This is a genomic window from Cellvibrio fibrivorans (genome assembly GCF_031457055.1).
In the GTDB taxonomy this organism is placed as follows: Bacteria; Pseudomonadota; Gammaproteobacteria; order Pseudomonadales; family Cellvibrionaceae; genus Cellvibrio; species Cellvibrio fibrivorans.
Genome location: NZ_JAVDVX010000002.1, coordinates 190658 through 204124, shown reverse-complemented (window position 1 = coordinate 204124; position 13467 = coordinate 190658). Strand labels below are relative to the sequence as shown.

Sequence of the window (13467 nt, the reverse complement as noted above, 5' to 3'; positions counted from 1 at the left end):
CACTAAAAATTTTATACAGATACTGATTTGTTATGGCAATGCATATTCCCGGCTATCGGGTGATAAGAAAAATTAACCAGGGTGGGATGTCCACAGTTTACCTCGCGATCCAAATCAGCGTGGGGCGTGTTGTCGCGTTAAAAGTAATGAACCCGCAACTCAATAGTGACCCCGCTTTTAGTGAACGTTTCCAACGCGAAGCCACTATTGTAGGGCAATTGTCTCATCCTAACATTGTGGCGATTTACGATATCGGCCGCCATGAAGATTTAAATTACATCGCCATGGATTACCTGCCCAACGGCTCAGTACACGACAAAATGAGCACAGGGTTAAGCGGTGAAGAAGTGCTACGTATAACGCGTGAAATTGCGAGCGCACTTGATCACGCACACGAGAAAGGTTATATCCACCGCGATATCAAACCGGAAAATGTTTTATTCCGCGCCGATAATTCTGCAGTGCTGTCAGACTTTGGTGTAGCACGCGGCCTGGCCGCCAATTCGCGCATGACCCATGTAGGTACAGTCGTCGGCACGCCGCACTATATGAGCCCAGAACAAACTAAAGGCAATAGCGTTGATGGTCGCTCTGACCTCTACAGTTTGGGCATCGTCTTTTATGAAATGCTCACCGGCACGCTTCCCTACCAAGGTGATGAAGCCGTTACCATCGCCCTCAAACATATCAGCGCACCCATCCCCAAATTGCCCATGCAATATTTGGCTTACCAGAAAATTCTGGAAAAATTATTAGCCAAAGACCCGGAGCAGCGCTTTCAGCGCGGGCGTGATTTAATTGTTGCAATCGAGGATTTGGAAAAAAATTACCGCGCGCCCAGTACAACGGTAACCCACCCGGCTGATCTTACGGTGATGAATTTGGCGCGCGCACTTATATCGGCAACCTACAATGCCGTGCGTTGGCGCTGGAATAAAATTCGTGCCTTGCGTTGGAATCCGAGCAGGGGCTTTTATCAGCGCCCCTCTACCAAAATCACTGAAATTTTTTTTAATGAACAACACACACCCGCACTGACAGTGCGGGCAGAAATTGAAACCCAAATCCATAAAGCCTTTAGCCAAAAAAATGCAGCCTTTGCAAAACTGGGCACAGCGGCAAGCATTATGATAATTGGTTGGTGTGGCTTTAGTATTTGGTATGCCAAAACGACTAACGCTAACGCAAACGCTTCTTTTACTGGGAAACTGGCACTGGCCACTGCCGATTTTTTTATTGAATTGCCCACCGCAACGCCATTAAACCCGGCGCTCAATACAGCAATCGTATCAAGTAGTGCGCAATCCAGTAGTACCCAAACAGTAAATGCAGTAACACAGGATGCCGCCGCGAATACCACTGCGACGCTGACAACTACCAGTGAGGCAACACTGGCCCCCATTGATATGGCCACAACTGCGTCAGCCAGCAGCAGCGATGCAATCATTAGCGGTGGTTCGTCCAGCAGCTCACCACTTATCACCTATGCACTCACCGTAAAAACCTCACCTGCACAAGCGCGTGTGCGTATATTAAATATTCCTGACCGCTATCAACCGGGCATCCTGTTACCTGCCGGGAGTTATCACATAGAAGTCAGCCAAACGGGTTACGATACACAACGCACCTGGATTGATATTGTCGACCAGGATCTCACCCCTACATTTTCATTAACCGAGAGCATTGCACCGGGAGATGAAATTAGCAGTCAGGTAATTACCTCCATAAAAAGCGACGGCCCGGAGATGATCAGCATCCCCACCGGCACTTTTTTTATGGGGAATAAAGATGACCCGCTAACAATGCCCGTGCATAAAGTCACCATCAGTAAACCTTTTGCGATGAGCAAATACGAAATCACTTTTGACGATTATGATATGTTCGCGCAGGCAACCAATCGCGCATTACCGAGCGATAATCGCTGGGGACGCGGCAATCGCCCGGTGATCAATGTGAGCTTTGACGATGCGAGCGCCTACGTGCGCTGGCTGAGTGAAACTACTGGCAAAAAGTATCGCCTACCAACCGAGTCCGAATGGGAATATGTCGCCCGCGCCGATACCAACTCATTATTCTGGTGGGGCAATGATGTGAAAGAAGCCAGCGGCCGCGCTAATTGCCGCCGCGGCTGCAACAGCAAATTTTCCGGTTTATTCGGCGCGAAAACAGCACCAGTGGGCAGCTACCCTGCTAATGGTTTTGGTATTTACGACACCGCTGGCAATGTCGCTGAATGGGTGGAAGATTGTTTTACCGACAACTACACACTGCACCCGAAAAATGGACAGGCAATGTTAGTAAAAAGCTGTGATTCACATGTGGTGCGCGGTGGCTCGGCAAAAGACAACGCCGAGCGTCTTGCTAATCACATTCGCGATTATCACCGCACTGAAATTTTTGATGTGCATTTAGGGTTCCGTGTAGTGATGGAACTGAAATAGATATGAGCAGCTAAACGTTATGCTAACGGTTCTCAGCCAATGGATGATCGGTTTTTCGTTTGTGTGCCTTGTGCTTTTGTGGCTGGTTTACTGGTCAGTGTTTAAGGCATTTGAAAAAACCTGGCTCTCTAAAATGGCATGCACTTCAATGTTAATTGCACTTGCGCTATTGCAATGGCATCACTGGCAATGGATTGCTCTGGATGAGTCCATTTTCAATAACGCTGCATACTTGGCAATATTGTTTCTTGCCGCTCCGTCGTTTTACCTGTTTAGTCGTGAACTCCTGCAATTCAATACACGCAATCATCCATTATTACTATTGCATTTTATCCCATTAATAATCAGTCCCTGGCTAAGCGGTGTAATCGGTATTCCCATTGCATTTAGTATCGGCTGCGGTTACGCGCTTTGGTTGTGTCTGATCATTTTCAAACTGCGTGGTCAGCGTCAGCATTTCTCACTCGAGTTCGTAACCTTTGCTGCATTTGCAGCCATAGCGCTATTTATTTTATTAATTGGCCTGCTGGCGCCTTGGGTGGGCGAGTTCTGGTTTGTAATTGCCTATAGCAATCTAATCGGGCTGGCTCTACTGGCGATGCTCTACCTACAACTGCGTTTTCCTGATATCACTCAAAAAACCTGCGATGCCGTCGCCGCCAGCTATGCAGCATCCACACTCAAAAACACCGATTGCGCCGCATTGGTGAGCCAGCTAAAACAACTGCTGCTTGAGCAAAAAATCTATCGCAATGAAAACCTGAACTTATCTACCCTCGCCGACAATCTCGCGTTAAGCAGTCACCAAACCTCTGAGCTTATTAATACTCACTTCGGTCAAAGTTTTTCCCGCTTGATTCGCGAACATCGGGTCAATGAAGCCAAGCAGCAGTTAGTTAATGAACCCAAGGCATCGGTGCTATCGATTGGGCTAGCAGTAGGGTTCAGCACCCAGTCAAACTTTTACTCTGCATTCCGTGAACTGACCGGTGAAACGCCGGGCCAATTTCGCAAACGCATGGGGATCGCAGACACTTAACCCTCATCAATTCCTTTAAACGGTATTTCAATCTCTCCATTCACTCCAAAATGATCATTCTGGAGTTTTATAAGCCATTGTTTTTTATAAGAAAATAACGACAGCATAAATACTTATTACAAAACGATAAAAACGGAAGCCCCACCTCTCCCGGATCGACAAAATCCCTGTTGTGCGCTGTAACCGCAGCCAGTACTCACCACACAACAGGAGCTTTTTATGCTGAATCTTGCCATCTACTGTTTTTACCTTGCCATTAGCCTGCTGATCACCATCCACATCGGCAAACTGCTCAACCAAAATGGAGTGATTTTTCTCACCAATCAATTGGTGGGCAATAAACCCTTGGCGCTGGCCATTAACAACCTGCTACTTATCGGCTACTACCTGATCAACATTGGCTACATCTTACTGGTACTGAACCTGGGTACATCGGCCATGGCGAATGGCGAACTGAATGGTCAGCTTTATTTTCTCACCCGCAATCTTGGACTGGTCACTCTCATGCTCGGCGCGATGCATATGATTTTGTTGTACGTACTGGCCAATTGGAAGCCAGATGTTCAGGTCACCGAAGAACAATAATTTCACCACAACCTATTTCCGATTGGAGCACACCATGTCCTTATTTAATTCTGCCTGTTTACGTTTACCCATTGGCCTGTTGTTAGTCGGCTTACTGGTTCCTGCCATTCTTGCGCTGGCTGCACCGCAATTTATCGATGTTTTTGAGGGTTTGCCTCACTGGTTATCCAGTTGGATTTATTTAGCACTCTCATGGCTCGCCGTACGTCTTACCTGTAAACAATTATTGGAATCCAGCTTACCTGCAGATGAATGCCCTAACGGACCCGCGGGTTTACAGGCACATACCCGCACCGCCGAGCTCCTCATTATGGGCACAGCACTGCTAAGCCTGAGCTGGGGATCAGGCCCTGAATACATTGAAGAAGCGATGTTATTTGTGAGTATGCGTTTGGGAATTACGCTGCTGTTACTAGGAGGAATGGTGTTGGTGTTTACCCATATCAAAATGCGGGGACTGCAGGAGTAATAGTGATGAATTCAATTTGGATAAAACGTTTTTCGCTAACACTCATTGCAATTTTATTGCTCAGTGTATGCAAAGAATTCTACCAGCAAAAATCGCCACGAGAACAAATAATCGAATTCTGTGAAGAGTATTACAGCACCGGTAAAAGACCGGCCCACATTGAGTTACCTTGTCACTAATAGGAAATAGATCATGAAAAAAATCATCAAACCCATGCTCGTTATTGAGTTTATCGCCTGCTTCAGTTGCATCGCATTATTGTGGGGAACCGGATGCTTTTTTGCATTTTACTGGCTATTTGATCTCTTTAATAATATTGAGGACAATCTGGCTGGCTTTTTATTCTTACTGTGGATAATCGCCGGTGGTATTGGATTAGCTGGTGCTATCACATTGCTAATCCACCTTCTGCAAACTCAGAATGGAGACGCAAATCCCCGGCAACTAAAAGCCATTATTTATGTCTCGATTATTACTGGCATGATTGCCAATATTATCCTCAACTTTATGTTTAGCGACATTTGGCAAGATGTCACAGTGCAGTTCACATTGAGCGGATTATGGGTAATAGTCATACTCAATGCGCCAATAATCTGCACACTACATTTTCTTTGGCTCAATTGTCGTCACAACCGAGATGTAAGCAAGCGCTGCTGGCTTAAGAATTGTTTACCAACACCGCAACAAACATAGTATCCGAATCCAATTCCGGCACACCTAAAATGCGTTGGGATTGGATGCTAAATTCTGGATGCTGTTGCACAAACCATTCAATTTGCTCTTCGTTTTCACTTACTTGCCAACTGCATGTAGCATACACTAAATGCCCACCTGCCCTTACCGCAGGTGCGGCATTGGTGAGCAGTTGTTGCTGCAACTGAATTAATTCATTGGTGTCATTGGCATCAAAACGCCAGCGGGCATCCGGGTTGCGGCGCCAGGTTCCAGCGGAACTGCAAGGTGCATCAATCAACACCCAATCAAACCCGCGTTGCTGTGCAATTTCTTTCGGCAAACGCAGCGGCTCCAAACCTGTCCAGGTAAAAGCGCGCACATTAAAAATATCCGCGCGTTTCACACGGCGTTTTAATTCATCCAATTTGTATTCATGCAAATCGGTTGCAACCAATGCACCTTTGTTATTCATATGCGCGGCGATCGCGAGCGTTTTACCACCGGCACCAGCGCAAGCATCCCAGACTTTTTGGCCAGGTTTTGCAGCGACCGTTAATGCAATCTGTTGACTGGCGATATCTTGAATTTCAACTGCACCAGTTTTGTATTCATCCGTTGAATGAACACCCAAACCACCGCGTGCCGATAACCGCTGTTGATCATCGAGTTGTGCTTTTACACCTTGGCGCTGCAAGCTCTCGCACACATCAACCACATCCGCATTCTTTTGCACACGCAACCAGAGCGGCGGCGTAGTGACTTGCTGCTGGATAAAATGTTGCAGGGTTTTATCATCCCAATTGCTCACAGTTTTGCGTGCGCTTAATAAATCTGCCCACTGCGGACGCAAGCCATACCACAATAAATAGATGTGAAAATTCTCGGGCGTTGCCTGCGCAGCGAACTGGTTAAAAAATTTGCGTCGATCTTCTGCGTCGCGCAATTGCGCCTGATTTTTTTTCGGTTGATCGCCATTCACACGCAACTGAACCCAGTACCAAAATGACACTGGCACTATGGCCTGGACATCCCGATGCTGCCACTCCAAGTCCCACTGTAACCAATCAATCGCCGTTTCCTGATTGCGGTAGGCAAACTCCAGCGCCGTCGCTAATTGCTGAAAGCGCAGCGCAGAAAACATTGCAAGGCTCAGTGATGCACTTTCGACCGCTTCCGGTTCGGCATTAGGGGCAAAGGTTTTGGGGGTTTTGAATTTATTGTGCTTTTTGACCTCATCATACTCAGGCATGGAGGTCGGCCCGGAATGAGCATATTGGCGCACGGTATTTTTTAGCCACTTATCCAGCGGCATGCTGCCCGCCACCTCTAACCACGCGCGCCAGAGCGGAACCAAGCGGGAATCTTCATACTGGGCGGCGGAAGCGGTTTGTTTGGAGCTGGAGGATGGAGATTGCATAAGAGGCGCCACAATTGGGATCGGGATCAGGAAGACCCAAAAAGTGGCGCATTCTACCAGTGATAGGGGTGCCGATGCAGCTTAACGCTCGGCCGCATCGGCCAGAATATCCAGATTGACCCCAATGGTCAGGGCACCAATGGTTCTGCCACTGGATTTGACCGGTACCGACACCTGGATCAGGTAGGCATTGGCGCTGTCATCAAACTCGGGCGCAGCAATAAATACCTCACCCTGCCCGCCCTTGAAGGTTTCGGTAAATTTCTCTTCGTCGCCCTGCCAGAAATCCGAGGTTTTGTTAGTCATGGCGACATTTGCACCCTGATTGTCCACCACAAACATTTCAACATAATAAGGTTCGGATTTTTCGATAGTCCGCAGCGCCTTGGCTGCATCGTTCTCCATAATTTCACGCATACCTTCGTCGATTCCCTCTTTATTCGCCATCCATTCAGCATCGCGTTTTTTTATGTCATCCATCGACATTCCACGTGAATTGCGCGCCTCAACCGCCGCCACAATCACCGGGTTCTCGCCCAACTTTTCAATTTCAGCGAGGCGGGCATTCAAGGAGTTGGGTACCTCTTCAGCTGCAACTGCCCACGCCTGATGCACCGAGCAACAAGCACCAAGAATAAATAACGTCGTTTTAAGCAAACTTTTATCTAATCTCACGTTTTAATCCCCTATTTCAAATAGGCTCGGGTAACTTATGCGCCACAATCGCCTTTTAAGTAAAGAGGATAAACAACCCATGTCAAGTTAACGCAAAGCAGGATAAGTACCCCATTGATATTTTTAGATTTTTTAACGTAGGGTAATTTTTTGTTTAGCCGTTTGCGCGATGAGGTGATGGGGCTTACAACTAGATAGATAAACTTGTCTGGAGACACCTCAATGGCTCAACTCAACCGCCGCGAACTGCTCAAAGCGCTAGCCGCGCTCGGTGTCGCCGCCCATGCAGCGCCATTATTTGCCAGTTCTGCACCGAACAAACGTGTAGGTGTTGCACTTGTGGGGCTTGGATATTACAGCCGCGACCTGCTCGCCCCGGCATTGCAACTCACGCAACATTGTTATCTTGCCGGCATAGTGACTGGCTCACCGGAAAAAATTCCCGTGTGGCAAAAACAATATGGACTAAAGGATTACAACATCTACAACTACAGCAATATGTATGAATTGGCCAACAACCCGGATATTGATGTTGTTTATGTTGTCACGCCCACCGGCACGCACAAAAAATTTACGGAAATTGCAGCTAATGCGGGCAAACATGTGTGGTGCGAAAAGCCCATGGCGATGAATGCAAATGAATGCCAAGCGATGATTGATGTATGTAAAAAAAACAAAGTGCAATTGACAATTGGCTATCGCATGCAGCACGAACCTAATACGCAGCGCATCATGCAATTCGCCAAAGAAAAACCTTATGGAAAAATCCAAACGATTATCGCTGAAGCGGGCTACAACAGCGGCAATGCAGGATATAGCTGGCGCGCCGATCCAAAACTCGGCGGCGGCGCTATGTATGATATGGGCGTCTATCCACTGAATGCCGCGCGTTATACCGCTGGCGAAGAACCTATCGCCGTAACCGCAAAAATGGAGAGCACGCGTGAGCTTTATAAAAATGTTGATGAGACCACTGAATTTGAACTGGAGTTCGCAAGCGGCTCACGCGCGCGATGCGCAACAAGTTATGCACGATCGATGAATTTACTACGCGCCGATTGTGAAAAAGGTTGGTATGAACTAAATCCTTTCCAATCCTATTCGGGAGTACAGGGTAAAACCAGCGATGGTATTCAACTCGCACCATCCCCCGCCAACCAACAAGCACGACAAATGGATAATGATGCACTCGCGATTTTAAATAAATCACCGCTTATTGTTCCCGGCGAAGAAGGCATGAAAGATATCGTCATTCTGGAAGCTATTTTTAAAGCGGCAAAAGAAGGCAAGCGAATTACGTTGTAATATTTAAATCCTCGCTCCCAAGCTCCACTTGGGAGTATACCTCCCAATTAAAACACGCTCATCAACCGCGACTGAAACCACATAATCACCGGAAACGCTGCCGGCCAAATCCAGAAAAAACGATTCAACCCAAACAAACACGCATTGGCCAAATGAAATAGCGCCGCAATTCCGAGAGCAACTATTAACAATGTTTGATTAAACAAGGCCAAAGGGAACAGCAACTCAAATATCATCACCGACCAGGACATAGCCAGCAACACCTGCGGCCGCCGCGCCCACAAGCGCACACTTTCACTCACGGGATAAGCACTCAACGCAAACACCTGCTGCAACGCTCGGCCGCTGCGCCATTCCGGATTAACTACTTTCACCCAACCGGATTGAAAATAAGAGAGGATTAATTGCACGGTCAAATATCCCAATGCAATTTCCTGCCAATAGCGTGAAGGCGCCAGATGCGATAGCCATAAACATAGCAGCACCAACATAGTCATAGTATCGCTGCCACCATTGTAGGGACCCTGAAAACGCTGGATTAACATTATCGCTGTCACCAACAATGCGGATTCAACCAGCAATGGTTGAAAGCCCAACATCAATAAAATCGCCAGCACTATGCGAATAAATCCCAGCGTTTTTTCTGATTGTTGTCCTCGTATAAATTCCAGGCTTTGCTGGAAAATTGCAAAGCCTAAAATAATCTCAGCGAACCGAACAGCAAGCTCAAGCGTCATTGCCCGTCACCCACATTCCGCAACGCAAACGGTCTGGAAACAAACACAACTTCATCACGCACCTGCCCTGCTTCGGACTCAAGCGCGCGAATACGAAACACCAAATAGTAAAATTCACTACCGACAACCATCTCCTGATTTAAAGCAGCAGCTACCAATCGCTGGCCAATTTCCCGTTCACGAAACTCTGAATAACCTTCGAACAAATGTTCCGCGCAGGTATTGATATACAAACGCTCATTCCACAATGGATTGTGAAATAATTGCTGTAGACCAAGAGTGAAATTGATTCTTTTAGGCAGAGGACGGAACGGCAACCACATATGCGGTTCGGAGTTTCGATCCGCCACAAATCCCACTTCAATACGCGGCGAAGGACCAATGCTGCTGAAGAAACGCCAGGAGGGGAACAATATGGGGAGGAATAGTTTTAAAAACATGGAGATTTTCCCAGATAATATTGCATTTCTGAATGTTTGCACCTAGATTTGCAAGAGCTCATTTTTTGTGTGCACAACAATTAACCTGAGATCAGGTCATAACCTAAAAAAGGAACAACATGAGTTCGATATTAACCAAGCACCCGGCCCGTTATACCACTCTACTATTGGGGACATTCGGATTGCTTTTTACTACACCGGTTTTCGCCGAAATTTATAAATGGACGGATGCACAAGGTAAAGTGCACTATTCAGATAAAAAAATTGCCGATTCTGCCCAAGCCCAAAACCTCAACTTAGGCACTATGCCGGCTGCAAAACCAGTGGATACACTTTCCGCTAAACGCTACAACAATACACGCCCCTCACTATATTTATTGAGAAGTGAATTAGCACTTGAACAATTAACATCTTTACGCACCCCTGACAATTTTGCTTATTTTTATTTTGGTGGAGATTGTGTTTCACCCACCGCTGTAAGCTACGCCGAGTATATAAAACGCTATAAAAAAAGCCTTCCTGAGTCAGACGATCTTTATCGCGATGAAGGCCGCATATTTGAACAATATAACTTTCGTACTCAAAACGCGCTCTATGCACTCAACAACCCCACACGCTCATTAGATGAAGAAGGAAATCCCCCGCTCAAGCTGCAGATTGAGATAATCGATATGCGTATTAATGCCTGCACGCAACGACTGCAGAAAGCAACCATTTCCGGGAATTTGGATAAAATTAGCGGCTATAACTTTGAAAAAGCGAATGTATGGCTGCAAACGCGTTTCACCATTAGCAACTCTACCGACGATGTGGTGCTGCTCAACATCATTACTGAGGGTTCGGCCAATGAAGTGGATGGTTATCAAGGCAATATTTCTCGATTGACTACTGCCGCCTATGAGCAAGCTATTAACAATTTAATTGCCAATCAAAAATTTGCTGAGTTACTTACACCAAAATCCAAAATTCAAAAAATCAATATTCCCGAATCAAAGCCGACCGAGCCAACCGAAACCAGTGGGTTACTGAGTCGTCTCACTGAAAAATTCCAACTCAATTCCGTTAAAAAGTCTAGAGTAGCTGAAGCGCTATCCTTGGTGAATCCTGTCCGTATTAGCATAGTGCAGTACTATGCAGATACTGGAAAATGGCCAAATAGTTTTGCTGACATCAATCTAAACGCTAGCGAACTGCAACAAAAGGATCTAATCGACAGCGCCGAACTACGCTTGGGCGGGGTACTACATTTACGCTTGGCAAATTCGACTTTTGGAGAAAATGAGGTACTCCAGCTAATACCGAAACCTATTATGAGCGGACAATCTATCGACTGGGACTGCCGCACCTCTCTTGATAAGGCATTTTGGGTAGGCGACTGCCAAGGGCAATAAAACTCATTTTAGATATTGGGTTCAATTTATTGAGCCCAATATTGCGACTTAAAAATAGCTAGTACTGGTGCAGCCTTTTTACACCACAGATCAAATCGCCTTTTTCTTCAACTTCTCAATCTCATCGCGCAGTTTAGCCGCAACTTCAAATTCCAAATCTTTTGCCGCCTGGAACATTTGTTTTTCCATTAACTCGATGGTTTTCCAAATATCTTTTGGATTGACGTCAACATTATATTTACCTGAACGCTCGGCGATAGCCATTGCCTTGTTGCGTGCGCTGCGGCCGCCAGAGCCGGGGGCAACTGAGCCCTCCATGATGTCGGCGATGCTTTTGTTGATGCCTTTGGGCGTAATGCCATTTTTGAGATTGTGGGCAACTTGTTTTTCACGGCGACGATCCGTCTCCCCTATGGCACGCTCCATAGAACCGGTGATGCGGTCTGCATAGAGAATCGCTTTACCATTAACGTTACGCGCGGCGCGGCCGATGGTTTGGATAAGTGAGCGATCTGAACGCAAAAAGCCTTCTTTGTCCGCATCCAAAATGGCGACTAAGGATACCTCTGGGATATCCAAACCTTCACGCAGCAAGTTGATACCGACCAGCACATCGAATTGCCCTAAACGCAAATCGCGGATAATTTCGATGCGCTCAACCGTATCAATATCCGAGTGCAAATAACGCACGCGGATGCCATGTTCCGCGAGGTATTCTGTAAGATCTTCTGCCATGCGTTTGGTGAGTACGGTAATTAAAACGCGTTCACCTTTTTCAACCCTTAGACGAATTTCAGAGAGCACATCATCCACTTGAGTAGTCGCGGGGCGAATTTCAATTTCAGGATCAATCAACCCCGTCGGCCGCACCACCTGCTCAACCACTTGCCCTTGATTTTCCGCTTCGTATTTTCCAGGCGTTGCCGAAACCATAATCATTTGCGGTGCGATGCGCTCCCACTCATCAAAACGCATGGGGCGGTTATCCAATGCGGATGGCAAACGGAAACCGTATTCGACCAGGGTTTCTTTGCGCGAGCGGTCACCTTTGTACATAGCGCCGATTTGCGGAATAGTCACGTGGCTTTCGTCGATCACTAACAAAGCTTCGGGCGGCAAATAATCAAACAAAGTCGGCGGTGCTTCGCCGGAATTGCGGCCGGATAAATAACGCGAATAGTTTTCGATACCATTGCAGTAGCCTAATTCTTGCATCATTTCCAAATCGTATCGGGTGCGCTGTTCCAGCCGCTGCGCTTCAACGAGTTTGTTATTTTCGCGTAAGTATTCCAAGCGCGTTCGCAATTCTTCTTTGATGTTTTCAATCGCATCCAGAATTTGTTCGCGCGGCGTTACATAGTGGGATTTTGGATAGACCGTAAAACGCGGCACTTTTTGCAGCACTTCACCGGTGAGCGGATCAAAAATCGAAATCTGATCAACTTCATCATCAAACAATTCAATGCGCACGGCTTCGATATCCGAATCAGCGGGATAAATATCAATCACATCGCCGCGCACGCGATAAGTCGCGCGGGAGAATTCCATATCGTTGCGTGTGTATTGCAATTCAGCGAGGCGACGCAGAATTTGGCGCTGATCAATTTTGTCGCCGCGTACGATGTGCAGCAACATTTTCATATAAGCTTCTGGATCACCCAAACCGTAGATCGCTGAAACTGATGCGATGATGATGGCATCCTTACGCTCCAGTAGCGCTTTGGTTGCGGACAAACGCATTTGTTCGATGTGTTCGTTTACTGCGGAATCTTTTTCAATAAAGGTATCAGACGAAGGCACATAGGCTTCGGGCTGATAATAGTCGTAGTAGGAAACGAAATATTCCACCGCGTTATTGGGGAAAAACTCTTTGAACTCACCGTAGAGTTGCGCCGCCAGCGTTTTGTTGTGCGCCATGATCAGCGTTGGGCGCTGCACCTGCGCGATCACATTGGCGATGGTGAAGGTTTTACCTGAGCCCGTAACACCCAACAGGGTCTGGTGCGCCAGCCCCACCTCTATGCCTTGCACAAGGCCAGCAATAGCAGTGGGTTGGTCACCCGCAGGCGCGAATTCACTATTTACAACAAATTGCTTGGACATAAGAACTCAATAATGAATTAAAAAAGGGATTGTAACTAAAACTGGTTCAACCCAGCGACCATACTTGCTAATGGACTGCAGTATTTCTTCTGGGACACGCCGTGAATACATCCCTGTAGGCTCATCTTCGACATCCATGTCTCAGACGGTCCCAGAAAAAATACTCCAATCCATTACGCGACAAATTGCT

At 46.9% G+C, this 13467-nt stretch carries 12 protein-coding genes and 1 pseudogene; 8 read left to right on the top strand and 5 right to left on the bottom strand.

What is annotated here, in order from left to right; genetic code table 11:
* The first annotated feature begins 32 nt into the window (after positions 1-32).
* The 5 genes from J2X05_RS05770 to J2X05_RS05750 all read left to right on the top strand — a co-directional run bounded on the left by J2X05_RS05770 (position 33) and on the right by J2X05_RS05750 (position 5227).
* Positions 33-2441, top strand: coding sequence for a bifunctional serine/threonine-protein kinase/formylglycine-generating enzyme family protein (locus tag J2X05_RS05770; protein ID WP_310069932.1), 2409 nt, complete (start codon positions 33-35; stop codon positions 2439-2441).
* 133 nt (positions 2442-2574) lie between these two features.
* A complete protein-coding gene (locus J2X05_RS05765; protein WP_310069928.1) occupies positions 2575-3480 on the top strand; it encodes an AraC family transcriptional regulator in 906 nt (301 codons plus the stop codon).
* Between the two features lie 219 nt (positions 3481-3699).
* Positions 3700-4065, top strand: a complete 366-nt coding sequence (locus J2X05_RS05760) for a hypothetical protein (protein ID WP_310069925.1) — start codon at positions 3700-3702, stop codon at positions 4063-4065.
* 34 nt (positions 4066-4099) lie between these two features.
* Positions 4100-4534, top strand: a complete 435-nt coding sequence (locus J2X05_RS05755; RefSeq protein WP_310069922.1) for a hypothetical protein — start codon at positions 4100-4102, stop codon at positions 4532-4534.
* A 192-nt stretch (positions 4535-4726) separates the two neighbouring features.
* Positions 4727-5227: a hypothetical protein gene (locus J2X05_RS05750; protein WP_310069920.1), complete on the top strand. Its 501-nt coding sequence runs from the start codon at positions 4727-4729 to the stop codon at positions 5225-5227.
* On the opposite strand, the gene J2X05_RS05745 is transcribed toward J2X05_RS05750, so the two are convergent.
* Positions 5193-6626 (bottom strand): RsmB/NOP family class I SAM-dependent RNA methyltransferase, encoded by a 1434-nt coding sequence (locus tag J2X05_RS05745; RefSeq protein ID WP_310069917.1) that lies wholly within the window; start codon positions 6624-6626, stop codon positions 5193-5195. The two genes, J2X05_RS05750 and J2X05_RS05745, sit on opposite strands and share 35 nt — an antisense overlap.
* Before the next feature lie 81 nt (positions 6627-6707).
* Positions 6708-7301 (bottom strand): cache domain-containing protein, encoded by a 594-nt coding sequence (locus tag J2X05_RS05740; protein WP_310069913.1) that lies wholly within the window; start codon positions 7299-7301, stop codon positions 6708-6710.
* A gap of 222 nt (positions 7302-7523) precedes the next feature.
* Here J2X05_RS05740 and J2X05_RS05735 point away from each other — a divergent pair, with 222 nt between their 5' ends.
* The gene (locus tag J2X05_RS05735; protein WP_310069910.1) at positions 7524-8606 is read left to right on the top strand and encodes a Gfo/Idh/MocA family protein; all 1083 of its coding nucleotides are present in this window, start codon (positions 7524-7526) and stop codon (positions 8604-8606) included.
* Positions 8607-8653: 47 nt separating this feature from the next.
* Here the strand turns inward: J2X05_RS05735 and J2X05_RS05730 are convergent, their stop codons facing one another.
* The gene (locus J2X05_RS05730) at positions 8654-9343 is read right to left on the bottom strand and encodes an HTTM domain-containing protein (RefSeq protein ID WP_310069907.1); all 690 of its coding nucleotides are present in this window, start codon (positions 9341-9343) and stop codon (positions 8654-8656) included.
* Positions 9340-9783: a hypothetical protein gene (locus J2X05_RS05725; protein WP_310069904.1), complete on the bottom strand. Its 444-nt coding sequence runs from the start codon at positions 9781-9783 to the stop codon at positions 9340-9342. The genes J2X05_RS05730 and J2X05_RS05725 overlap by 4 nt, the downstream gene beginning before the upstream one ends.
* Before the next feature lie 119 nt (positions 9784-9902).
* Here J2X05_RS05725 and J2X05_RS21150 point away from each other — a divergent pair.
* A pseudogene (locus J2X05_RS21150) lies at positions 9903-10094 on the top strand (DUF4124 domain-containing protein); the annotation flags it as partial.
* 12 nt (positions 10095-10106) lie between these two features.
* On the top strand, positions 10107-11174 hold the full coding sequence (locus tag J2X05_RS05720) for a pilin (protein ID WP_310069901.1): 1068 nt from the start codon (positions 10107-10109) through the stop codon (positions 11172-11174).
* Between the two features lie 90 nt (positions 11175-11264).
* On the opposite strand, the gene uvrB is transcribed toward J2X05_RS05720, so the two are convergent.
* Positions 11265-13277, bottom strand: coding sequence for an excinuclease ABC subunit UvrB (gene uvrB, locus J2X05_RS05715; protein ID WP_310069900.1), 2013 nt, complete (start codon positions 13275-13277; stop codon positions 11265-11267).
* Positions 13278-13467 lie beyond the last annotated feature (190 nt).

Coding starts and splice junctions, on each gene's coding strand:
- J2X05_RS05770 (WP_310069932.1), top strand. CDS start 33: ATGGCAATGCATATTCCCGGCTATCGGGTGATAAGAAAAATTAACCAG.
- J2X05_RS05765 (WP_310069928.1), top strand. CDS start 2,575: ATGGCATGCACTTCAATGTTAATTGCACTTGCGCTATTGCAATGGCAT.
- J2X05_RS05760 (WP_310069925.1), top strand. CDS start 3,700: ATGCTGAATCTTGCCATCTACTGTTTTTACCTTGCCATTAGCCTGCTG.
- J2X05_RS05755 (WP_310069922.1), top strand. CDS start 4,100: ATGTCCTTATTTAATTCTGCCTGTTTACGTTTACCCATTGGCCTGTTG.
- J2X05_RS05750 (WP_310069920.1), top strand. CDS start 4,727: ATGAAAAAAATCATCAAACCCATGCTCGTTATTGAGTTTATCGCCTGC.
- J2X05_RS05745 (WP_310069917.1), bottom strand. CDS start 6,626: ATGCAATCTCCATCCTCCAGCTCCAAACAAACCGCTTCCGCCGCCCAG.
- J2X05_RS05735 (WP_310069910.1), top strand. CDS start 7,524: ATGGCTCAACTCAACCGCCGCGAACTGCTCAAAGCGCTAGCCGCGCTC.
- J2X05_RS05730 (WP_310069907.1), bottom strand. CDS start 9,343: ATGACGCTTGAGCTTGCTGTTCGGTTCGCTGAGATTATTTTAGGCTTT.
- J2X05_RS05725 (WP_310069904.1), bottom strand. CDS start 9,783: ATGTTTTTAAAACTATTCCTCCCCATATTGTTCCCCTCCTGGCGTTTC.
- uvrB (WP_310069900.1), bottom strand. CDS start 13,277: ATGTCCAAGCAATTTGTTGTAAATAGTGAATTCGCGCCTGCGGGTGAC.